The 22598-nt window shown below is 44.2% G+C and carries 20 protein-coding genes; 3 read left to right on the top strand and 17 right to left on the bottom strand.

The features are described 5' to 3' along the window. Positions 1 to 15 precede the first annotated feature (15 nt). The 3 genes from astA to AAGA51_RS01270 all read right to left on the bottom strand — a co-directional run bounded on the left by astA (position 16) and on the right by AAGA51_RS01270 (position 3413). A complete protein-coding gene (gene astA / locus AAGA51_RS01280; protein ID WP_042485122.1) occupies positions 16 to 1035 on the bottom strand; it encodes an arginine N-succinyltransferase in 1020 nt (339 codons plus the stop codon). An 85-nt stretch (positions 1036 to 1120) separates the two neighbouring features. Beyond that, entirely contained in the window at positions 1121 to 2332 is a 1212-nt protein-coding gene (locus AAGA51_RS01275; protein ID WP_042485119.1) for an aspartate aminotransferase family protein, read from the bottom strand. A gap of 502 nt (positions 2333 to 2834) precedes the next feature. Continuing rightward, a complete protein-coding gene (locus tag AAGA51_RS01270; protein WP_042485426.1) occupies positions 2835 to 3413 on the bottom strand; it encodes an aminodeoxychorismate/anthranilate synthase component II in 579 nt (192 codons plus the stop codon). A gap of 193 nt (positions 3414 to 3606) precedes the next feature. On the opposite strand from AAGA51_RS01270, the gene AAGA51_RS01265 reads away from it, so the two are divergent. Beyond that, positions 3607 to 4881: an NAD(P)/FAD-dependent oxidoreductase gene (locus AAGA51_RS01265; RefSeq protein WP_042485116.1), complete on the top strand. Its 1275-nt coding sequence runs from the start codon at positions 3607 to 3609 to the stop codon at positions 4879 to 4881. A 79-nt stretch (positions 4882 to 4960) separates the two neighbouring features. Here the strand turns inward: AAGA51_RS01265 and trpS are convergent, their stop codons facing one another. The 12 genes from trpS to pilM form a co-directional block, all read right to left on the bottom strand. Then, entirely contained in the window at positions 4961 to 5980 is a 1020-nt protein-coding gene (gene trpS, locus AAGA51_RS01260) for a tryptophan--tRNA ligase (protein WP_042485112.1), read from the bottom strand. Between the two features lie 136 nt (positions 5981 to 6116). Then, positions 6117 to 6797 (bottom strand): phosphoglycolate phosphatase, encoded by a 681-nt coding sequence (locus AAGA51_RS01255; RefSeq protein WP_042485109.1) that lies wholly within the window; start codon positions 6795 to 6797, stop codon positions 6117 to 6119. A 35-nt stretch (positions 6798 to 6832) separates the two neighbouring features. Further along, positions 6833 to 7507, bottom strand: a complete 675-nt coding sequence (gene rpe / locus AAGA51_RS01250) for a ribulose-phosphate 3-epimerase (protein WP_042485107.1) — start codon at positions 7505 to 7507, stop codon at positions 6833 to 6835. A gap of 184 nt (positions 7508 to 7691) precedes the next feature. Then, on the bottom strand, positions 7692 to 8513 hold the full coding sequence (locus tag AAGA51_RS01245; protein WP_042485105.1) for a Dam family site-specific DNA-(adenine-N6)-methyltransferase: 822 nt from the start codon (positions 8511 to 8513) through the stop codon (positions 7692 to 7694). A gap of 70 nt (positions 8514 to 8583) precedes the next feature. Next, on the bottom strand, positions 8584 to 10107 hold the full coding sequence (locus AAGA51_RS01240; protein WP_042485103.1) for an AAA family ATPase: 1524 nt from the start codon (positions 10105 to 10107) through the stop codon (positions 8584 to 8586). A gap of 46 nt (positions 10108 to 10153) precedes the next feature. Further along, a complete protein-coding gene (gene aroB / locus AAGA51_RS01235) occupies positions 10154 to 11239 on the bottom strand; it encodes a 3-dehydroquinate synthase (protein WP_042485100.1) in 1086 nt (361 codons plus the stop codon). A 27-nt stretch (positions 11240 to 11266) separates the two neighbouring features. Continuing rightward, positions 11267 to 11785 carry a shikimate kinase AroK gene (aroK, locus tag AAGA51_RS01230; protein ID WP_042485096.1) on the bottom strand — a complete coding sequence of 173 codons (519 nt, stop codon included), beginning with the start codon at positions 11783 to 11785 and terminating at the stop codon, positions 11267 to 11269. Between the two features lie 186 nt (positions 11786 to 11971). Beyond that, positions 11972 to 13717, bottom strand: coding sequence for a type IV pilus secretin PilQ (locus tag AAGA51_RS01225; protein ID WP_042485093.1), 1746 nt, complete (start codon positions 13715 to 13717; stop codon positions 11972 to 11974). Positions 13718 to 13735: 18 nt separating this feature from the next. Further along, complete coding sequence (locus AAGA51_RS01220) at positions 13736 to 14251, bottom strand: pilus assembly protein PilP (RefSeq protein ID WP_042485090.1); 516 nt, start codon at positions 14249 to 14251, stop codon at positions 13736 to 13738. Beyond that, positions 14248 to 14847, bottom strand: a complete 600-nt coding sequence (locus AAGA51_RS01215) for a type 4a pilus biogenesis protein PilO (RefSeq protein WP_342291518.1) — start codon at positions 14845 to 14847, stop codon at positions 14248 to 14250. The genes AAGA51_RS01220 and AAGA51_RS01215 overlap by 4 nt, the downstream gene beginning before the upstream one ends. Then, the gene (locus AAGA51_RS01210; RefSeq protein ID WP_042485084.1) at positions 14840 to 15427 is read right to left on the bottom strand and encodes a PilN domain-containing protein; all 588 of its coding nucleotides are present in this window, start codon (positions 15425 to 15427) and stop codon (positions 14840 to 14842) included. Before AAGA51_RS01210 ends, AAGA51_RS01215 begins: the two co-directional genes overlap by 8 nt. After that, positions 15417 to 16427: a type IV pilus assembly protein PilM gene (gene pilM / locus AAGA51_RS01205; RefSeq protein ID WP_042485081.1), complete on the bottom strand. Its 1011-nt coding sequence runs from the start codon at positions 16425 to 16427 to the stop codon at positions 15417 to 15419. The genes AAGA51_RS01210 and pilM overlap by 11 nt, the downstream gene beginning before the upstream one ends. 142 nt (positions 16428 to 16569) lie before the next feature. Here pilM and AAGA51_RS01200 point away from each other — a divergent pair, with 142 nt between their 5' ends. Further along, positions 16570 to 19047 carry a penicillin-binding protein 1A gene (locus AAGA51_RS01200; RefSeq protein WP_042485078.1) on the top strand — a complete coding sequence of 826 codons (2478 nt, stop codon included), beginning with the start codon at positions 16570 to 16572 and terminating at the stop codon, positions 19045 to 19047. Positions 19048 to 19111: 64 nt separating this feature from the next. On the opposite strand, the gene oxyR is transcribed toward AAGA51_RS01200, so the two are convergent. Beyond that, a complete protein-coding gene (gene oxyR / locus AAGA51_RS01195; RefSeq protein WP_042485075.1) occupies positions 19112 to 20005 on the bottom strand; it encodes a DNA-binding transcriptional regulator OxyR in 894 nt (297 codons plus the stop codon). A 137-nt stretch (positions 20006 to 20142) separates the two neighbouring features. On the opposite strand from oxyR, the gene AAGA51_RS01190 reads away from it, so the two are divergent. Next, positions 20143 to 20397: a DUF3624 domain-containing protein gene (locus tag AAGA51_RS01190; protein ID WP_042485071.1), complete on the top strand. Its 255-nt coding sequence runs from the start codon at positions 20143 to 20145 to the stop codon at positions 20395 to 20397. Positions 20398 to 20633: 236 nt separating this feature from the next. On the opposite strand, the gene argH is transcribed toward AAGA51_RS01190, so the two are convergent. Further along, positions 20634 to 22508, bottom strand: coding sequence for an argininosuccinate lyase (argH, locus tag AAGA51_RS01185; protein ID WP_042485068.1), 1875 nt, complete (start codon positions 22506 to 22508; stop codon positions 20634 to 20636). Positions 22509 to 22598 lie beyond the last annotated feature (90 nt).

Below are 22598 nucleotides of genomic sequence, written 5' to 3'. Positions count from 1 at the left end.
GTTCCTTAAATTCTTTTACTGAGCCAAAATTCGAATAAAGTCGCCATTATCTACTTTCAGTGCATTTGCTACTTTTGGAGAGATAATTGCGCTGCCGTTTTCACGGTTGAATGCTGCTTTTGCGGCGGTCGCTCGAAAGTTTTCAAACGATGTATTACAGATTAAAAAATCTTGCGAGCTTGAGTGTTCAGCAATAATGACCTTCACTCGAACTGAGTTACGTACCGAGTCGATATTGTTGATATCACACTCCACACTTGGGCCCGCATCAAAGATGTCGACATAATTGCGACAGGTAAACCCTTCCTTCTCCAACAATTTAAGAGCAGGTCGTGTCTTTTCATGCACCTGACCAATCACTTCCTGTGCTTCTTTGCTGAGCAAATTGATATATATCGGCAGTTTAGGCATCAAATCCGCAATAAAGCCTTTCTTACCAATGCCGGTCAGATAGTCAGCCATGGTGAAATCAATTGAGAAAAAGTGTTCTTGCAGCCATTGCCAGAATGGCGAATTGCCATCTTCGTCGGAGACACCACGCATCTCAGCGAAAATAGTCTTAGAGAATCGATGTGGGTGTTCGGCCATCATCAAGAATCGGCATTTAGACATCAGTCTGCCGTTTAGACCTTGACGAAATTCTGGGCGTAAAAACAGTGTGCAGATTTCCGAACAACCAGTGTAGTTATTGCCAAAAGTCAGCAACTTAACCACATTGTTTACATTCAGCTTTGGTGATGAATGCACTATGGTGCTGATGTGATAAGAATAAAACGGAACATCCCAACCGACAGCGGCTTCAATTCCCGTTGTCCCAGCCACTTCACCCGTTTCTGAATCAAAACCGACCATCAGGTAGCCTTCATCCGATGGTGAAGTAACGTCTGGTTTAGTAAAACTGTATTCAGAGTGTTTGATACGGTTGGTTAACAGTTCTTCGTTAACCGGTAATGAAGTGAAACCATGACCAGATTCGACAGCACAAGTGTGCAACGCGTCGTAATCGGACATAGAAATTGGGCGTACAACTAGCATCAATACTTCCCTCCAGATGCATTTAGGGCCTAATCATTAGGCCCTTTGAGGCTCACAAGTTGATGTGAGCCTTTTAGCTTAGTTTTTACATAAGTGATGCGATTGCTTTATCCAAACGCGCTAAGCCTTCTTCAATTTCTTCTTTTTCGATAATGAGTGATGGAGTCATACGTACCACGTTTGCACCTGCCATCAGGATCATCAGACCTTGTTTACCAGCGGCAACAAGAATGTCGCGCGCACGGCCTTGCCACTCTTCATTTAGAGCTGCGCCAAGTAGTAAGCCTTTACCACGAACTTCAGAGAACACATGGTACTTAGCATTGATTTTCTCTAAACCTTCACGGAATAGCGCTTCACGCACAATAACACCCGCTAGAGTTTCAGGCTGGCTAATGATGTCTACTACCGCTTCTGCTACTGCACATGCTAGTGGGTTACCACCGTAGGTAGAACCGTGAGTGCCTGGCTTAAAGTGCTCAGCCAGCTCAGTTGTGGTTAGCATTGCACCGATAGGGAAACCACCACCAAGAGACTTAGCTGTGCTTAAAATATCAGGAGTGATACCTAGACCTTGATAAGCGAAGAAGTGACCAGTACGACCATTACCAGTTTGAACTTCATCAAAAATCAGTAGCGCATTGTGCTTGTCACACAACTCACGAATAGTTTGAATGAACTCAGGTGTTGGAGACACAATGCCGCCTTCACCTTGAAGAGGCTCGATCATCACAGCACAAGTGCGATCTGAAATCTGTGCACGCAACGCTTCAACGTTGTTGTACTCAAGGTGAGTAATGTCTCCCGGTTTTGGACCAAAGCCATCAGAGTAAGCTGCTTGACCACCGACAGTAACGGTAAAGAAAGTACGACCGTGGAAACCTTGTTTAAAGGCGATGATTTCAGATTTTTCTGGGCCGAACTTATCTGCAGCATAACGACGAGCTAGCTTTAGTGCTGCTTCGTTTGCTTCTGCACCAGAGTTTGAAAAGAACACTTTTTCTGCAAAGCTGACTTGTGTCAGTTTCTTTGCCAAACGCAGTGCTGGTTCATTTGTCATAACGTTGCTTAAGTGCCAAAGCTTGTTGCCTTGTTCAGTCAACGCATTAACCAACGCAGGGTGACAATGACCTAAACAACTCACAGCGATACCGCCAGCAAAGTCAATGTACTCATTGCCTTGTTGATCCCATACTCGTGAGCCTTGTCCCTTAACCGGGATGAATTCCATCGGGTTGTAACAAGGTACCATTACCTCATCAAACAGACCGCGTTCTACATTAATTTCAGTTGTCATTGTTCGTCCCTTTCTTGATACCGCATGCTTTGTAGATCGTCGACCTAACTACAAAAGTATAAGCTTGAAATTTTGTATTGCATTTCAGTTAATGCAGCATTGTATTTACAAATTATTAACTATTTCAATAGTGATTTATCCTTTGCCAGCCATTTTCAGACTAATAAATGACACCACCGTTGAGTATTTATGCAACAAGCCATCGCTTTTATGAAGTATTTTCTTTGTCCCGTCACAAAATAATTAGTCGAACCCCATAAGAAACAAGGAGTCAGACTAAATCGAGAGGAAATATCACGAATAAAATTTCATCAAAGACAAATCGTGTTTTTGATATTAGGAAAATGAAGAATAGTGATCGCGGTCAGGAAAAGTTCACTTATTTGCTACAGAAAAATATTGTAGCAGCGGTAATTACTTCGCAAATAGTGGTTATGCAGTAATTAGACCTGAGAAATGCCCCCTACTTCCGACAAATAGTTATATTTGTCAGTCGAAGACTCTAGCGACGCAGAAAATTGGCAAGCAGCTCGTGGCCCTGCTCTGTCTTGATCGACTCAGGATGAAACTGAACCGCATCAATCGGTAAGCTCTTATGTTGATAGCCCATGATTTCATCCAAACTACCATCTGGTAGTTCAGTCCATGCGGTTAACTCTAGGCATTCTGGCAGAGAATCTGTTTTCACGACCAAAGAGTGATAACGAGTAACAGTGAGAGGATTATTCAAACCGGCGAAGACACTTTTCCCCGTGTGCGTAATTGGCGAAGTTTTTCCGTGCATCACTTGGCGCGCACGAACTACTTCTCCACCAAATACCTGCGCTATCGCTTGGTGCCCCAGACACACGCCCAGAATCGGTAATTTTCCAGCAAAGTATTCAATCGCTTTTAAAGAGATTCCGGCTTCATTGGGTGTACAAGGTCCCGGAGAAATAACGAGATGGGAAGGGTTCAAATCCTCAATCTGTTGCAAGGTGATCTCATCATTGCGCACAACTTTCACGTCCGCACCAAGCTCGCAGAAGTATTGGTACAAGTTATACGTAAAAGAGTCGTAGTTATCGATGATGAGTAGCATAAGCCAAGGTATCTGCTGCAATGAAAACACCCCGCATTCTACGAATCCACCGCTAAGATTCAATCAATAAGTTTACTGCTGTTACATTGATAATCGCTCTCCGTGCACATTTTTTAAACAATCCTCTCTCCCCGCCAATTTATTAGCTAACATTAAATTAGACAAATCTAATTTAAATAAGAAGGACGAGAACATGAAAAGGACAATAGTTATCGGTGCCGGATTAGGCGGTATGTCAATCGTGTATGAACTCAGACAAAAACTGCCTAAAGACCATGAGGTTATGATCATTAATGAAAGTGAAGAGTTTCACTTTATTCCATCAAACCCTTGGGTTGCGTTAGGCGAAAGAAAAAAAGAACAGGTCGTACTCGATCTCAGACCTTATGTGGATAAATTCAATATCCCATTCAATACCTCTGGGGTTGCAGAGATCTTACCGAAGGAAAAGCGTTTAATCACAGGTGACGGTAATGAATACAGCTATGACTATCTGGCTATTTGTACTGGGCCCAAGTTAGCATTCGAAGCCGTAACAGGTGCCGGACCAGACAACGGATTTACTCATTCGATCTGTACTGTCGACCATGCCGTCAAATCACATCAGGCATTGGAAGAGTTGGTTAAAAATCCCGGCCCCGTTCTTGTCGGAGCACTACAAGGAGCAAGCTGCTTCGGCCCTGCATACGAATACATTCTTTCATTGGAAACTCATCTGCGTAAGCTCAGGGTCAGAGATCAAATACCCATTACCTTTGTGACCAGCGAACCTTATATTGGTCATATGGGATTGGGTGGTGTCGGTGACTCAAAAGCGCTTATGGAGCATGAGTTCCGTGAACGCGGAATCAAATGGATATGTAACTCTAGGGTCAAAGAATTTGAATCGGGTATGGCGCATATCGAAGAACTCAACCGTAAAGGCGAAGTGGATTTCGAGCATAACCTCCCCTTCTCCATGGCGATGTTCTTACCGCCATTTAAAGGATCTCCAGCTGTAGCGGCTGTTCCTGAACTGTGCAATCCGAAAGGTTTCGTCATTACAGACCAGTTCCAGCGTAGTCCTGTTTATCCGGAGATTTTTGCTGCTGGTGTTTGCGTCGCCATTCCACCATTGGAAGATACCCCCGTTCCAGTCGGCGCGCCGAAGACAGGTTTTATGATTGAGTCAATGACCACTGCGATTGTCGAAAACATTCTTAGCCTAGAACGAGGCGAAGAAATGCACACCAAACCTACGTTAAATGCACTGTGTTTGGCAGACATGGGTGATAAAGGTGCGGCGTTTATTGCTCTGCCACAGAACCCGCCACGTAATACCAACTGGACCTCAATGGGGCAATGGGTTCACATAGCCAAAATTGCCTATGAGAAATACTTCCTCTACAAAGTGAAAAAAGGCACCAGCGAGCCTATTTATGAGAAGTACATTCTCAAAGCTGCCGGAATTACCCGAACTAAAGAGTAATCCAGATACGTCAGATACAACAAAGGCCAGCAAATGCTGGCCTTCTGATATTGAAACCGATTATCGGTACAACACGAAATTAGTATGGACGCGCAACGAAACCAACCGCTTCGTATACCTTTTTCAGCGTTTGCAGTGCACGAGCCGATGCTTTTTCCGCGCCGTCACGCATAACACTGTTTAAGTATTCGCGATCATTACGGATACGGGCATATTCCGCCTGTACAGGTTCAAGCATAGCAACCAATGCTTCGCCCACATCTTTCTTAAACGGACCGTACATTTCAACACCTGCATACTCTGCTTCAATCTCAGCAAAAGTTTTACCTGTTGCCGCAGAGTACAAACCCATTAGGTTAGAAATACCCGCTTTGTTCTGCACATCGTGTGCAATACGTGGCGGTGTTTCTGTATCGGTTTGTGCTTTGTTGATCTTCTTGATGATCGACTTAGGGTCTTCCAGCAGAGTAATTACGTTTTTACGGTTATCGTCTGATTTAGACATCTTCTTCGTTGCATCCTGCAAGCTCATCACACGTGCATTGACCGTTGGGATGTAAGGCTCTGGTACTGTGAAGATTGGAGCTTCTGGCGCATAGATGTTGTTAAAACGCGTTGCGATGTCGCGTGCTAACTCTAAATGTTGCTTCTGGTCACTGCCCACAGGAACTTGGTGCGCACCATAAAGCAGAATATCAGCAGCCATCAGCACTGGGTAATTAAATAGACCGGCGTTCACATCATTAGCGTAACGTGCTGATTTGTCTTTAAACTGAGTCATACGACTCAGCTCACCCATTTGGGTGTAACAGTTCAATACCCAACCAAGTTGAGCATGCTCCGGTACGTGAGACTGAACAAAAAGCGTGCTCTTCTTCGGATCAACACCAACTGCCAAACAAATCGCCAACGCGTCCAGAGTCGCTTCATGCAGTGCTTTAGGATCTTGGCGAACCGTAATTGCATGTAAATCAACAACGCAGTATTGGCAATCATAGTCATCTTGCATTTGTTGCCATTGACGTAGAGCACCCAAGTAGTTACCGATACTTAGTTCGCCGGATGGCTGAACACCACTCAATACGATGGGTTTGCTCATGGGTATGATTTCCTTGTTACTAATAAGAATAAAGGTCTAACAATCTAATGCGCTGATTCGGTCTATACCTGATTATTTCAGCGCGATTTAGCAGTGTACTCATTAACGAGTATTTTTCTAGTTTAGAAAATGGTTTTTATGCCGAAACTGCAACGATATCGAGTAATTGTGCAATATCATCAGCGACAAAATCTGGCTTCGCATTCGCAATAGGCTCACCGTGGTTGTAACCGTAAGTTAAACCAAACGATGCACAACCCGCGTTTTTGGCCGCAAGAATGTCGTTCTTAGAGTCGCCTACCATCAGCATTTGGCTAGCATCAACTTGGTGCTTTTCCAAAAGCCAGTTTAAAGCCATAGGGTCAGGCTTTTTATTTGGGAAAGTGTCACCACCAATCACATCAGTAAAGTACTGAGCAATGTTGTGTTGTTCCAGTACGTGAGGAACAAACTTTGATGGTTTGTTGGTGACCAACGCCAGAGTGAAACCCGCATGATGCAGAGAGGCTAGCGTCTCTTTCACATTGCTGTAAAGGTGACTTAGCTTGTGCCCTGTTTTTTCGTAAAAATCATCAAACAGCTCACGAGCTTTTGCATGCACATCTTTATCCAATTCAGGATCGATCACCAGGCTGCGGCTCAGAGTTCTGCCGATAAGAATATCAGCACCGTTGCCAACGTAATCTCTCACTTCAACTTCAGTGACACCCGGGTAACCTAACGCTTGTGCTGCTTGGTCAGCTGCAACGGCTAAATCTGGAACGCTATCTAATAAAGTGCCATCTAAATCAAAAGCTATCAGCTTAATTTGGTTCACTATCTACTTCCCTAACTTTCTCTTTGTATTAATAATTATTTTTCAACACGAGCCAGTTCAGCGCGCATGTCATCAATGACTGCTTTGTAATCTGGTTGGTCAAAAATAGCTGAGCCAGCAACAAACATATCTGCACCTGCTTCAGCGATTTCACGAATGTTATCCACTTTCACGCCACCATCCACTTCTAGGCGAATGTCACGGCCACTTTCATCAATCAACTTACGTACCGCGCGCAGTTTATCCAAAGTGTGAGGAATGAATGACTGTCCGCCAAAACCTGGGTTTACCGACATAAGCAGAATCATATCTACTTTATCCATCAGGTAATCCAAGTGACTTAACGATGTCGCAGGGTTTAAAACCACGCCCGCTTTACAGCCGTGTTCTTTAATCAGTTGCAGTGTACGGTCTACGTGCTCTGAAGCTTCCACATGGAAAGTAATCATTGATGCGCCCGCTTTAGCAAAATCAGGAATGATGCGATCGACCGGCTTAACCATCAAATGCACGTCGATTGGGGCGGTAATGCCATAGTCACGCAGAGCTTTACAAATCGGAGCACCAAAAGTCAGGTTAGGAACGTAGTGATTATCCATCACATCAAAGTGCACAACATCAGCACCCGCTGCGAGCGCTTTTTCGACGTCTTCTCCCAGACGAGCTAAATCTGCGGAAAGAATGGATGGAGCAATGAGAAAATCTTTCATACCTGACCTCTTAGGCTTATTGAATGCAAGCTGAACACAATGTGTGCGACATTCTACCTAAGGGTGGCTGGAGATCCTAGCGTTAAGGTTTTTTCGTTTATCGAAGAAGGGATATGGTAGGAAGAGACTTGGGGAAGATTCGTATAAGGAAACCTTCCCATGCTTTAACAACTAATTGCGACCGTTAACAACCCGCTTTGAACAGAGCCAGCAGCTCATCCACTTTGTTACGTCCCGAGCCGTTACGGCTAATGGTACGCTTCACTTTAACCACATTTAACTGAGCACCGTGATACAAACGGCGGGTCAAAATCGTATCGTGGTTAGAAATCAAGACTGGAATATTACGTTCTGTCGCGGTTTTTTCTGCGATATCCGCCAAAGCAGCTTGGTCATCTAACGTAAAACCGGCACCCGAATAAGAGGTGAAGTTCGCCGTGTTTGATAATGGCGCATACGGTGGATCACAGTAAATCACACTGTTACTAGCAGCTTTACGGAATGTCTCTTCATATCCCGCACAGATAAAGGTGGCTCTCTGCGCTTTCTGAGCAAAAAATTCCAGCTCTGATTCAGGGAAATAAGGTTTTTTATACGAGCCAAATGGGACGTTGAATCCGCCTTTTTTGTTGTAACGGCAAAGACCGTTAAATCCAAAGCGGTTCATATATAAGAATGCCAGTGAACGATACAAAACATCATCAGTACGATTAAACTGCGAACGAACATCGAGATAGAACTCTTTGCGGTTGTTCTCAGCCACAAACCAACGTTTGGCTTCTGAAATATAGTGCTGTGGGCTCTCTTTCAACAGATTGTAGAGATTGACCAAATCTGGGTTGATATCCGCCAACAGATAGTGCTTATACTCTGTGTTCAAGAATATAGAGCCTGCACCAACAAATGGCTCTACCAACTCTTCAGCAGATGGTAAGTGGCGTTGGATGTCTTCGACTAGGCCATATTTACCACCAGCCCATTTCAGAAAGGCACGCTGCTTTTTCATCTACTGCTCTAATTCTTTACCACAAAAATAAGGCTGCGAAATGTAACACATTTTATCAGTGAGCTCAGGTTTATTTCGCACGATCTATCTCTCTATGCACTTGGCTTAAAGATTTTGCCCAAGGACCAAGTTGTTGCAAAGGTTTCGACAAGGTTTCCACCGCATCTCTTGCCAACTGGATAGTTGGATAGTTGCTATAAGTAATGATGTACCATTCCACATTATTTCTTAATGTCGGGTAAACATTGACTTTGCCTTGTAGCTGATACTGATTGATAAAGCGCTGCGCATCAGGAAGCGAATTTACCGCAGCCAATTGCAAGGTATAGCTACGAGGAGACATCGCTTTTAACTCTTCACGTGCAAACGAGAAGGTAATTTTCACTTCAGGTGGATTCTCTGCCGCTGGTGCGACTTGAGTCTCAACTTGTTTAGGCTGTTCAATATCTACCGTCTGTGCTGGTGTAGATGTTTCAGTGGTTTGAGATCCAAACGTTTGAGGAACCGCACTTTCTTCCACTAGATTATCAATCTTCGAAGTATCAACGTTTTCTGGTTTGCCTTCTAGCAGCGCATCAACGACATCAGACGTGATGACAACGCGTTGTTGTTCGTCATCAGACATACCCACGCCCTGTTTATCCTCAACAACATCTGGAGGAAGCGCACCAGAATCATCAGTAGCACCATTACTTGTTAGACTAGACAAGTTACTGTCGGCTTCGTTGTTCGTGTCCACCGTCTGATTTTCTTCATTCAACGTTGGAATAACCGTTTGTTCTTTTGTCAGTGTCAGTTGCTGCGCTTTGTCGTCTGGGGAAGGTTGTGATAACCACCACCAGTAACCACCACCAATCAATAGAATCAGTGCCAGTACCAGTAGCGCGGCTTTCATTGGCGAGCCAATGATTGAACGAATCACAATACGTTTTTCCATTTTCTGTTCTCCCAGCGCCATAATTTCTCCCGGTAAGTTTTTCACTTTTTTATAAGCAGCTCTTACGCGGCGTTCATGTTCATCATCAACATAACGCATAACTCGTTGTTCAAACAAGCGATCTGCTTCATCCCGGCTTAAAAGTTCAACTTCTAAATCAACTGGTTTGTGTTCCTGTCCGTAGCTTAAACGCGTTAGGACGGCGTCTAAACCGGTAGACTGAGCGAATAATACTACGTTCACTGTCCATAATGGATTGGTTTGAGATTCTAAGATCCACATCCACAATTCAGAGACCAACGTCTCAGACAACAAGTGCGCATCATCAATCACAACCACAATGTCGCATTGCGTCTGATCGAACAGGTGTGAAAAACTTTCGACTAGAGAGTCTTTGGGATTGAACAGAGATTCAGAGCTAAGCTGAGAGAGAATGGTGGTACGGCGTTGTTCGTCGTCTTGATTAGGATGACACATGAGCAAAGACTGATTCTTGTCATTTGCCCACGCTTCAAGGTAACGCTGTGCCAGCCAAGATTTACCTGCACCTTGGCTACCACAAACATTGATTAAATTTGAGCTAAAACGAGTAAGAAGCTGCAAACGCTCCAGTAACTCGGTCTGAGAATCTAACTCCAGTACATGTGCCAAATTCATCGTTCATCCTAAAGGAAAACAGCATTACCCTGAAGTAAGCACCCCGCTATAGGGTGCGGCAATAATCTATCGCCTGCTCAATAATGGTTTCCGGCACGCCTTTCACTACGTCAGAAGTACCAATGCTGGTTGGTAATACCAAACGTAACTCACCCGCTAGTACTTTCTTATCGCGCATCATATGTTTCATGAAGTCATCGAAAGACATACTTTCTGGGGTATGTACCGGTAATTTTGCTCTTTTAAATATAGATAGGATTCGCTCAACTTGTTGTTCGGTAATTAAACCTTGTAGTTGGGCAGTTTTCGCCGCCATCATGGTGCCAGCAGAAACTGCCTCGCCATGTAACCAGTTGCCATAACCCAGTTCCGCTTCAATCGCGTGACCGAATGTATGACCTAAATTCAACAATGCACGAATGCCTGACTCTTTTTCATCTTGAGCAACAACTTCTGCTTTAATCTGGCAACAACGAGCAATCGCATACGTCAGAGCTTGCTCATCCAACGCATAGAGTTCATCCATATGTTGTTCTAACCAAACGAAAAAAGCTTCGTCGTAGATGATACCATACTTGATCACTTCAGCCATGCCTGCGGCGAATTCTCGCTCAGGAAGAGTGGCAAGACAGTTTGTATCGATGATGACCGCTTTCGGTTGGTAAAACGCACCGATCATGTTTTTACCCAGAGGATGGTTAACTGCGGTTTTACCACCAACAGAAGAGTCCACTTGAGAAAGCAAGGTCGTCGGTATCTGAATAAAATCGACACCACGCTGGTAACAAGACGCAGCAAAACCAACAAGGTCGCCAATAACACCACCACCCAACGCAATAATTACAACATCTCGGCTGTGATTATGCTCAAGCAGGAAGCTCAAAACCGTATTGAATGTTTCTAAGGTTTTGTATTTTTCACCGTCAGGCAGCTCTAAGACAGAACTGATACAACCTTTCTGGTCGAGTAACGCTGTGATCTTATCTGCATACAATGGCGCCACTGTATGGTTAGTGATGACAACGACTTTTTGTTTTGGGGAAAGAGAAAGAAGAGCCGGATCATTAAATAATCCGGCACCAATTGAGATTGGGTAGCTACGTTCACCTAAGCTGACCGTGATCCGTTCCATGGTCTGCACTCCAATAAAAAAAACAAATTAATGTTCTTCTAGCATTTTTACGATCTGGTTGGCTACCACTTTTGCACTTTGATCATCTGTACGCACGGTAATATCCGCGATTTCTTCATACAGTGGGTTACGATCATCAGCGAGACTTTCTAAAACTTCTCGCGGGCTATCCGTTTGTAGCAAAGGACGCTTTTTGTCGCGGTTTGTGCGAGCAAGTTGCTTTTCAATGGTGGTTTCTAAATATACGACAATACCACGTGCAGATAGGCGGTTACGGTTTTCTTTGCTCAATACTGAGCCACCACCCGTCGCTAAAACGATACCTTGCTGTTCGGTGAGATCGTTAATCACAGTTTCTTCGCGCTTGCGGAAACCTTCTTCACCTTCAACATCAAATACCCATGCGATATCTGCACCAGTGCGCTCTTCGATCACTGTATCAGAGTCTAAAAACTCCATATGCAGTTGTTGAGCTAGGTGTCGACCAATTGTACTTTTGCCGGCGCCCATAGGACCGACAAGAAAAATATTGCGTTTCTCAGCCATGTTTAGCAGTAATTTACAACGTTAATTCAATGACATCGCCACAAAATTCGCCGGACATAAGTCAACGATAGGAATGCTTGTGGCACCTATTCCTCACAGATATTTCGTGATAAGACCCGAAATTATCTAGATCTGGTGGCACTAATGCAACTTTAATTTTCTTTGATAATGAATAAAGGCGATAAGTTATTGAATAACCACCTTAGGCGTAACGAATATTAGTAGTTCACTTTTGCCCATTTTTTCGTAGCTTCGACGGAATAAAGCACCTAATAGCGGAAGATCACCTAATAAAGGCACTTTCTCAACCGAGCTGGTTAGACTGTGCTGAAAAATACCACCCAATACGACTGTTTCACCATTGTTGACCAATACTTGGGTACCGATTCTCTGAGTATTAATCGCAACCGCTTCACCTGTACCTGTTTTTACGACATCTCCTACACGGTCTTGAGTCACACTGAGGTCGAGAACCAAACGGTTATCGGGTGTTATTTGTGGCGTTACCATTAAGCTCAACACCGCCTTACGAAATGAAACGGTGGTCGCACCGCTGGAAGAGGCTTCTAAATAAGGTAATTCCGTACCTTGCTCGATATATGCAGGCTTCTTATTGGTAGTGATCAGTCTCGGGCTGGAAATAATTTCGGCTTTAGACTCTCTTTGCAACGCAGAAAGCTCCAAATCCAACAGTGTATCTGCACCCAACTTAGCGATTTGGAAAGCAATGCTTGATGCGCCCGCAGTAGTCGCGGCTAAATTTACATTCAGAAAATCGTCTAGCGGAACCATACCTTTCCCGCTATCACCTCCTTCACCGCCAGATTCATACAGATCCGAGACAAACAGATTACTTTCAATACTTCCTCCGGATGTATGACTGCCATTAGTTGACGTGAATCCCCAGCGAACCCCAAGTTCTTCTAGGTCACCTTCATTGACCGTCACGATTCGGGCTTCAATCTGAACTTGTTTCACTGGCACATCCAAAGACTTTACGATGTCTCGAATCACGCTAATATTCTCTGGTAATTCACGAATCAATAGTGCATTAGTTCTTTCGTCAATACTGATTGAACCTCTTTCAGAAAGCATACTTAGCGTTCCTTCGCCATTAATCATCTCGGCGATATCTGAGGCTTTGGCAAAGCTAATTTTAATGATATCGGACTGTAAATCGCCCAACGCTTCTTCCATTCGCGCCTTCTCAAGTTCTTGTTGCTCACGCAAGTCAAGCTCGCTCTTTGGTGCCACCAAAATGACATTACCATCAATTCGTTTGTCCAAACCTCGCGCTTCAAGAATGATATTGAGTGCTTTTTGCCAAGGCACACCATCCAAGCGCAGTGTCATATTGCCTGTTACCGAATCAGAAACCACGAGGTTAAAGCCGTTATAGTCCGCAATGAGCTGTAATACATTGCGAACCGGGATATCTTGAAAATTAAACGAGATTGGCTTGTTGTCTTGTTCTAACAAAGCTTTCTGCTCTTGTTTAGGTTGTGGCTCAGACTTGCGGATCACCACCTCTAATACATTCTTATTTAGCTGGTAGTCGTATTGATAATCCCCTTTCACTTTCACCTCAAGAAGACCATTTGGTTGCTGACGAAATACTTCAATCGTCTCTACAACAGTAGCGAAATCAGAGACATCCAGAACAAACAATTTATCGTCTGAAATTTGTGTATTGATTAGCTCAACATTTAAACCTTTGTCGTTTTTTGAGACATCCACAACTGACGATGCAGAGGCTAGCTCAATGATGATGACCGCCGCTTTATCTGCATTAATTTTGAAATCAATATTGTTGAGTTGGTTTGGAATCGCATTATCGCCATTTGCTAGTACCACAGGTGCAATAAGACAAAGACTGGTGGTTACCAACACACGCCTGAGAGCTAGAAGCCCTATTTGAAGCCATTTATTCATGATCGTTTTCTCCACAATCTACTTCAGAGCCAGCTTGATGCTGCGCTGATTCCAACACCCTAAGCCATCTGGCAAAGTCTCTTTGATTAACAAGTATTGCTTGGTGACCTCATACACTTTTCCATGATTGATGCCGATGTATTGTCCCTTTGCTACATAAGCCAGCTTTCCTTCTGGAGTCTGAATCAGTGCTGACGTACTTTTGCCATTACTCATTACGCCTTTAAACTTCAATTGGCTTAGCGCAAAGCTTTCTAAAGGATCCTTTTGCTTACGCAGCGCAGGTTGCCAACAATCTTTTTTCGCCTTGGGTTGATTTTGAATCACCGCTTCTCTTGGAAGACCGAAAGGCTCTCTTGCATTGGTATTCACGTATAAAAAGGCTTCAAAAGGTACGATTGGTTGCCGTGGAACGATCTCCTTTCGCGCTTGAAGCGTGACTTGCTCGATATAATCTGAAAGTGAATCTTCATTCGCCTGACACCCCATCAATCCGATACATATCAAGATCCAACAACAGGATTTACTCTTCATTGTTGACCTCCTGAGGTTAGCGAATCCGGCTGATACTGATAGGTAAAGGCTCGTACATTGACGCTCAATTTCTGACTGTCTTGACTGGCTCGCTGAAAGTCTACGTGCTCGAAATAGATAATCCTTGGCAACTGTGCAATCGCTTGTGAAAACTGGCCAATATGGTGATATTCACCTGTCAGTTCAAGATTCAAAGGCAGGCGATATAAAAATGCTTGTTGTTCTTTTTCACCCCAATCCATCCGATTGAAACTCAGTTGATGTTTGATGCCCAACTCATTCACCGCCGCCAACATACTGGCCAGCTCTTTCTGCTCGGGTAGTTGCTGTAACAAATAGTCATAACGTTCTGAGAGTTCATCGAGTTGAGCTTTGAGTTGCGGCAGAGTTGCAGCTTTATGCGCTTTAATTCGAATGGTGGACTTTAGCGTTTGTTCTTCTTCAATGAGCGCGCTCAAATGCTCTTGCTTGGGCAAAAGATAAAACCAATATCCCGCACCTTGAATCAGCACCACGACAAGTAGCAACACCACGAGCTGTGGCAATCGTGGCCAATCCAATATTTCGTCAAGCTCTAGGTTTTTAAAATCACCCATTCGTCACCTCCTTTAAAGGTGCTGCGTCACTTGCTTCCATATGGAACGAAAACGACACTTGAAAGCTCTGAAATTGCTTGCCAAACCGATGGCTGCCAGACACGATAGAATGCATTTCAACATCCGAGATATAAGAAGAGTTCTCCAACAGATCCAACATAGTCGCAAGTCGTGCAGTGCTGTCACTGATACCCCGAAGCTCAATGTTGTGACCATTCATGCTCATTTGGTCTACGTACACACCCTCTGGAATGAGTCGGGGAATGTGATCCATAAACTGAGTGGTTTTGTTACGCTTTTTCTGCAGTGACTCAACCATATCGAAACGAACCATCAGGTCCTGATACTCTTTTTCAACTTGCTTGAGTGAATTGATTTGTCTATCCAGTTCGGCGATGTGCTGATTTAAAAACTCAACACGATCTCTCTCTTGAGTCACTTGATCATCGATATACCATCCCGCAGCCCATTGCATACCGACAGCGAGACCAACCGCCAGTAAAGAGATATGAATAAATTGCTGCCTGTGAGCTTTCTTTTGAGCCTCTCGCCACGGAAGAAGGTTAATGCTATGCAGCATGTTCAACCTCCAACCAATTGATGCCGCGTGCGGCAAGTCCTGCCGCTGTGGCAAAAGCCGCTACAGGCAATTCAGAACGGTAACGCTTGCTCGCTTTGTCATGGAATACGCTAAATGGGTCTAACACGCCGCACATGAGATCGACCTTCTCTGTCAACGCGCTTTGTATCGCGTCGATATTTGCCCCACCACCGGTTAACCAGATTCCGGTAAGACTTGCCGCACCGTTCACCGATATGAACAACTGAATTTGCTTGGCGATCTTCTCCACCAGCTCATTGACGTTGTCTTTTATTACTACAGAATCTTCATTTTCTGATTGAGTCGATACCTGAGAAACACCTTCTGAAATCTGCTTATAAAAAGGTGCTTTATTGGCAAAATCTAAGCACAAGGTGGTTTGGGTATGACCGACATCCACCAGCAACCAATCAGTGCGTGCATAAGTTTTGCTGAACAGTTGCCACAACTGAACTAAAGCATGGGTTTGCACTTCAGCCAGAATCGGCTTAAAACCCGCTTTTTCCAAAGCCACTGTACGGCTCTCTACAACGTCTCGCTTAGTGGCATACACTTGGTAGGCTGCTATATTATTTTGGCTAGTCTTTGTTTCAGGCGATGGATGCTTTATGACTGGAATAAAATCCAGACTGACCTCTTCCATCAGGTAAGGAGATTGATGAGAAAACGCTTGATGAATAGCGAACTCGCGTTCATTAGGTTCAAGCTCACTATCTATTTGTAATACTTTACTAATTACGGTGTTATCGGGGATGGCAATAACAACTTTTCGACTAAATAAAGGTAAACCCTTTTTTAGTTCTTTGAGTTTCTTTACAATTTTCTGATAAACCAAGGCATGGTTATCAGCGAAAATATCGTCAGCAATTCGTATTTCCTTATAACCTAACAGCGTATACTTACTGCCTGCAGGTTTTAGGACCACTGCTTTAATACTATGGTGGCCGATATCGACACCCATAACTAATGATTGAACCATATAGCTCTACTCCAATAAGAAAGCTCCGCTCATTACGCCTATTAAATGGGAAATAAGCGGTAACTACTTTTGAGAGCTAAATTTTTAGCTTAGAGTACTAGGGTTTGCATTAAGGCAGCCTCTACTAAACAGGGATTCTCCGGTGAAGTTCATAAAGCGTTTAATAATTTTTTCATTGATTTGCACAGCTCTTGGAGTCAGTACAATTTTTGGTTTCTATTTATATGTAAAACCAGAGTTGCCTGATGTCGCTACTTTGCGTGACGTTAAGCTGCAAACGCCAATGCAAGTCTTTAGTAAAGATGGCAAGCTCATCGCTCAGTTCGGTGAGAAGCGTCGTATTCCTCTTAAACTGGAAGAGATGCCAAAAGAGCTGATTGAGGCGATCATTGCGACCGAAGACTCTCGTTTCTATGACCATTACGGTTTTGACCCAATTGGTATTACCCGCGCCGCATTTGCGGTTGTTGCATCAGGTAGTGCATCTCAAGGTGCAAGTACTATCACCCAACAGTTGGCTCGTAACTTCTTCTTGTCTAACGAGAAGAAAATTATGCGTAAAATCAAAGAGATTTTTATCGCAATCCATATTGAACAGCTGTTATCAAAAGAAGAAATTCTTGAGCTATATCTGAACAAAATCTACTTGGGCTACCGTTCATACGGTGTTGGGGCGGCCGCGCAGTCTTACTTCGGCAAAGAAGTAAAAGATTTAAGCTTAGGTGAAATCGCGCTTATCGCAGGTCTGCCAAAGGCACCATCAACGATGAACCCTATCTACTCTTTAGAGCGCGCAACCAACCGCCGTAATGTGGTTCTGGCTCGTATGCTTTCTGAAAAGTACATCACTCAAGAACAGTATGAACAAGCTCGTGCCGAGATTCTGCCAACCAACTATCACGGCGCAGAGATCGAACTTAACGCTCCTTATGTGGCAGAGATTGCACGTGCGTGGATGATTGAACGCTACGGCGAAGATGCTTATACCTCAGGTATGAATATTTACACCACGGTAGATTCTAAACGCCAACAGGCGGCGAACTTGGCCGCAATTCATAACCTGATTGCCTACGATGAACGCCACGGCTACCGTGGAGCAGAAAAAGAGTTGTGGAAATCTGGTCAAGCGGTTTGGACTGAAGAACAAATTGTTGAACATCTTAAAAACGAACCGACTTATGGTGAACTTTCTCCAGCGGTTGTTCTGAGCACTGAAGCAAAATCAGCGACAGTTTGGGTTAAGAACCAAGGTGAATTCACTATCGATTGGAATAACATGAACTGGGCTCGTCGCTTTGTTACTGACGATCGCCAAGGTCCTCTTCCAACCAGTACCAAAGAAATCCTAACAGCTGGTGAACAAATCTGGGTACGTAAAGTCTCTGAAGATGAGTCCGAAAATCCGGTTTGGCAGTTAAGCCAAGTTCCGAATGCCAACACGGCTTTTGTTGCTATGGATCCAGAAAACGGTTCGATAGAAGCGCTTGTCGGTGGTTTTAACTTTGTTCACAACAAGTTCAACCGCGCGACTCAATCGGTACGCCAAGTGGGTTCAAGTATTAAGCCGTTTATCTATGCCGCAGCTATAGATAAAGGATTAACACTGGCAACACTCATCAACGATGCGCCGATTAACCAATGGGACGAAAGCCAAGGCACAGCATGGCGTCCTAAGAACTCACCACCAACATACACAGGTCCAACGCGTGTACGTATCGGTTTGGCGCAATCTAAGAACGTAATGGCCGTTCGCGTATTGCGTGAAGTAGGCTTGGAAGATACTCGCCAATACCTAACTCGCTTTGGTTTTGATATCGACCAACTACCAAAATCTGAGACTATTGCGCTTGGTGCAGGCAGTTTAACGCCAGTAAAAATGGCGCAAGGTTATTCGGTATTTGCCAATGGTGGTTACTATGTTGAGCCATACTACATTCAAAAAGTAGAAGGCCCATACGGTGAATTAGAATTTGAAGCCGAGCCTACGATTGTTTGTCGTCAAAACTGTCCAAAAGCTACAAACGAGTTTGATGAGCAAGACGCTGAAACTCACATTGCTAAACAAGTTATCTCCGAACAAACTGCATTCCTTGTTCGCGAAATGATGTACAGCAACATTTGGGGTGGCGGTAACTGGGCTGAGAAAACAGGTTGGAACGGCACAGGTTGGCGTGCTCAAGCCCTTAAGCGCAGAGATATCGGCGGTAAAACAGGTACAACCAACGACTCTAAAGATGCTTGGTACAACGGTTATGCTCCGGGCATTGTTGCGATTGCTTGGGTAGGTTTTGATGAACACAGCCGAAACCTAGGTAAGACAATACCAAATCCAAATATCGAAGATGATGTGGCAGGCGCTGAAGCGGGTGCAAAAACGGCTCAACCAGCATGGATTGAGTTTATGAGCCAAGCACTTGAAGGTGTAGCAGAACAAGAGAAAGCTTTGCCAAACAACATTGTTCGCGTGCGTATTGACCGCGATACAGGCTTACTGACGAACAAACAGGATGAGACCTCAATGTTCGAGTATTTCTTGAAAGGTACGGAACCAAAAGAGTACGTTCAAGAAAGCCTATCTGGTGATATTTACTCAAATAGCGGTGGCGACGAGTTGTTCTAGACAACTCTGCCGCACAAGACATAAAAGAGGCTTAACAGCCTCTTTTTTATGCACGTTATTCTTGTCAGGCTTGAGCTTCTAAAGTTTCTTTCATCAACTTAGCTAGAGTTTCAAAGCGCTGACGCAAAGGTGAACCCGGTCGGTAGGCCACCACAAGCCGACGTGAAGGCTCAGGGTTTACCGCTTTTATATAGCAAACACCGTCTTTGACCTTTTCTTTAGGCAGAGAAAGCTTCGGCAGCAAGGTAATTCCTGCTCCTGCGGCGACCATATTGCGCAGCGTTTCTAAACTGGTGGCTTTAAAGCGAACATCATCTTTTGCGCCCGCTGCAAAACAGAAACCTAATGCCTGATCTCGCAGGCAGTGTCCATCACCAAGCGCTAACACTGTCTTACCGTTAAGGTCTAACATGTCGACTTCATCGCGAACCGCCCAAGGATGATCACATGGAACAGCGATGCTCATTGGTTCGTCATAAACTTCAATCTCTTTAAACTGAGCGGTTTCATCCACTGCAGCCAGAACTAAACAGTCCAACTTACCATCTTCCAACTGCTGCACAAGCTGGTGAGTTTGAGCTTCGTGCAGAAAAAGCTCCAGTTCAGGGAAATGCTCTTTCAGAGATGGCACAATCCTAGGCAACAAATAAGGACCAAGAGTCGGAATAAAGCCAATATGCATCGGCCCCGTCATTGCGCCCGTCTGCTTACTCGCCATGTCCTTGAAAGTTTTTACTTCACTTAAGATGCGTTTTGCCTGATCAACCAATTGCAGACCAGACTCAGTAAAAAGTACCCGTCGACTGCTTCGTTCCAGTAAAACCGTGCCCAGTTCATCTTCTAATTTACGAATCTGACCACTTAGTGTTGGCTGACTGACAAAACACGCTTCCGCTGCTTTACGAAAATGCTTGTGCTCAGCCAACGAAACCAAATATTCAAAGTCCCGAATATTCATTATTCACCCCGATAGAATTGAACTATCAAAACCATAACATCAACTGATTGGGTCTATCAAAGATTTTGTGACTAATTTAATCTATATGACGATAATGAGGTTAAACCCGATACGATGATTTCTTTAAGGTAAGAGAGATGGCTTGCAATAACTGCCAACAAAATTGGTTTTGGAAGAAGATAGGTAAATGCCAGCGCTGTATGGATCAGCTCACCGTTTTGTCCGTACTATGCTGGGTGATATGGTTTTTCTTCTTTAAGCAAAATCCACGCAGTATTGAATCTATCGCACTGATGATCGCAGGCTTTGCCTTTAACGCTTTGCTTTTTCTTCACTTATGGATGAAATTCGTCATTCTTCCTTGGCGAAAACGACAGGGGAAAGATGATTAAACACTCTTGAAGAAACATTAATTCGTCACGGCATCGCGGCGGAGGAAAAAAGTGACGGAGGAGAAAATGGCGCTTCTAGAAAAAGAAAAAGCCCTAAAATCAATAATTGTTTTAGGGCTCTCTTAGATTCTTCTAAGAAAAAGCAGTGGTATTAAAGTAGACCGTGCTTTTTCTGATTGGTTCCGGAAAATTTTGATCTTTTTCGATCTTATTTTCCGGACTTAGGATTCAATAGCTTATGCAACTTTCATCTTAGTAATAAGCTGCTCTGAAACATTCACTTCAAGCGCAACTTCATCACAAGCATGCTGACGAGGACATTTCTCGCAATCTTTAAGAACTTTCTCAGGCAATAAAGTTTTTGACGTTGGAATAAAGTCTAGCTTCATAAAGAACTCAGGAGTACGAGTCAGAACGAATACTTTCTTGATCGCCATTTGGCGCGCTTTACTCACTAGATATTGAACAATCGCCGTACCTTGCCCTTGACCTTGCCAGCCCGCTTCAACGCCGAGTGAACGAATTTCAGCTAAACCAGAGTCATAGACATACAGAGAAGCACAGCCTGTGATTTCGCCATTATGTTCCGCCACAGCAAATGAACCAATGTCGCGCACGATTTCATTACGAGAACGCGGTAGGTTTTCACCCATATTCGCCCAGTAAGTTACCATGCCCTCTAATGCTTCGATGTCTGTTAGACGAGCAGGACGCACCTTAACAGATGTGGCATCTCGTTTAGATAAACGCGACTCTGCTTGCTCGACCGCATAAGCGACCTGATGAGGCGCTACGCCACCCAGAGCACTACGTTTCTCTAGACAAGACTCAATGGTTAGAATCGCATACACATCGTCTTCAATCACTGGCGAGAAGGCTTTCAGCTCTTCTAGCGTTAACTCTTCCAACGCGCAGCCTTTTGCAATGGCAGCAACCACAGTGACACCCACGATATGGTGCGCTTCACGGAATGGAATGCCTTTCGCTACTAGGTAATCCGCTAGCTCGGTTGAGTTTGCATAGCCTTGTTTTGCCGCTTCCAATGTACGTTCACCGTTCACTTTGATGCCTTCAAAACATAGCGCAGCCATTTCCATACAATCGTTCCAAGTATCCAAAGCGTCAAACAGACCTTCTTTGTCTTCTTGCATATCTTTGTTGTATGCCAAAGGTAGCGCTTTAACCGTCATCATCATGCCCGCTAACGAACCGTAAACACGGCCAGTTTTACCACGGATAAGTTCAAGCGCATCTGGGTTTTTCTTCTGTGGCATCAGTGATGAACCTGAAGTCACAGTATCCGCCAACTCAATGAAACCAGACTCACCTGAGTTGTAGAAAATCATATCTTCAGCCAGACGAGAAAGGTGCAGCATTGAGATAGACGCAACAGACATTAACTCCATCACGTGATCGCGGTCTGAAACGGAATCCAGTGAGTTACGAGTCGCGCGACGGAAGCCAAGGTTATGAGCCAGCTTTTCACGATCCATTGGATACGCTGTACCAGCAAGAGCACCAGAGCCTAGCGGACAAGTATCAAGACGCTTAATTGCATCACTCACACGTGAATAATCACGCTCAAACATCTCAACATAAGCTAGACACCAGTGAGCAAAAGTCACAGGCTGAGCACGTTGCAAGTGGGTATAACCAGGAAGCACGGTGCCTTGATGTTCTCTTGCTACTGCAACCATTTTGCTTTGTAAACGATCAAGTGCGATAAGCAGTTGTTGACCTTGCTGACGGCACCAAAGTTTCAGGTCAGTCGCTACTTGGTCGTTACGTGAACGGCCAGTATGAAGCTTTTTACCTAAGTCACCAACTTTACCGATCAGCTGCTGCTCTACCCATGAGTGGATATCTTCAGCATCTGAACGCAAAATCTGCTCAGGGTCTTCCATCACTTCAAGCTTGAGTTCATTCAATGCCAACTCAAGTTTTTGCTGTTCGTCTTCACTCAGAACATTGACAGAAAGAAGAGCTTTCGACCACGCAATAGAACCCACAATGTCTTGCTCAGCCAATCGGTAGTCAAAGCGCAATGAATCATTAAACTCTTTGAATCTCGTATCTGCTGCCTGGGTAAATCTTCCGCCCCATAATGCCATTGTGCTTCTCCTGCATCTAATTCCTTGGTTAATTGACCAAAGAATACTTCATTTCTGCCAGTGTTTAAGTGTTTTTTATAATTAAGGATC

It is taken from the genome of Vibrio diazotrophicus, from assembly GCF_038452265.1.
Classification (GTDB): domain Bacteria; phylum Pseudomonadota; class Gammaproteobacteria; order Enterobacterales; family Vibrionaceae; genus Vibrio; species Vibrio diazotrophicus.
This window is presented reverse-complemented; position numbering and strand designations above follow the sequence as displayed.

Coding starts and splice junctions, on each gene's coding strand:
- astA (WP_042485122.1), bottom strand. CDS start 1,035: ATGCTAGTTGTACGCCCAATTTCTATGTCCGATTACGACGCGTTGCAC.
- AAGA51_RS01275 (WP_042485119.1), bottom strand. CDS start 2,332: ATGACAACTGAAATTAATGTAGAACGCGGTCTGTTTGATGAGGTAATG.
- AAGA51_RS01270 (WP_042485426.1), bottom strand. CDS start 3,413: ATGCTACTCATCATCGATAACTACGACTCTTTTACGTATAACTTGTAC.
- AAGA51_RS01265 (WP_042485116.1), top strand. CDS start 3,607: ATGAAAAGGACAATAGTTATCGGTGCCGGATTAGGCGGTATGTCAATC.
- trpS (WP_042485112.1), bottom strand. CDS start 5,980: ATGAGCAAACCCATCGTATTGAGTGGTGTTCAGCCATCCGGCGAACTA.
- rpe (WP_042485107.1), bottom strand. CDS start 7,507: ATGAAAGATTTTCTCATTGCTCCATCCATTCTTTCCGCAGATTTAGCT.
- AAGA51_RS01245 (WP_042485105.1), bottom strand. CDS start 8,513: ATGAAAAAGCAGCGTGCCTTTCTGAAATGGGCTGGTGGTAAATATGGC.
- AAGA51_RS01240 (WP_042485103.1), bottom strand. CDS start 10,107: ATGAATTTGGCACATGTACTGGAGTTAGATTCTCAGACCGAGTTACTG.
- aroB (WP_042485100.1), bottom strand. CDS start 11,239: ATGGAACGGATCACGGTCAGCTTAGGTGAACGTAGCTACCCAATCTCA.
- aroK (WP_042485096.1), bottom strand. CDS start 11,785: ATGGCTGAGAAACGCAATATTTTTCTTGTCGGTCCTATGGGCGCCGGC.
- AAGA51_RS01225 (WP_042485093.1), bottom strand. CDS start 13,717: ATGAATAAATGGCTTCAAATAGGGCTTCTAGCTCTCAGGCGTGTGTTG.
- AAGA51_RS01220 (WP_042485090.1), bottom strand. CDS start 14,251: ATGAAGAGTAAATCCTGTTGTTGGATCTTGATATGTATCGGATTGATG.
- AAGA51_RS01215 (WP_342291518.1), bottom strand. CDS start 14,847: ATGGGTGATTTTAAAAACCTAGAGCTTGACGAAATATTGGATTGGCCA.
- AAGA51_RS01210 (WP_042485084.1), bottom strand. CDS start 15,427: ATGCTGCATAGCATTAACCTTCTTCCGTGGCGAGAGGCTCAAAAGAAA.
- pilM (WP_042485081.1), bottom strand. CDS start 16,427: ATGGTTCAATCATTAGTTATGGGTGTCGATATCGGCCACCATAGTATT.
- oxyR (WP_042485075.1), bottom strand. CDS start 20,005: ATGAATATTCGGGACTTTGAATATTTGGTTTCGTTGGCTGAGCACAAG.
- AAGA51_RS01190 (WP_042485071.1), top strand. CDS start 20,143: ATGGCTTGCAATAACTGCCAACAAAATTGGTTTTGGAAGAAGATAGGT.
- argH (WP_042485068.1), bottom strand. CDS start 22,508: ATGGCATTATGGGGCGGAAGATTTACCCAGGCAGCAGATACGAGATTC.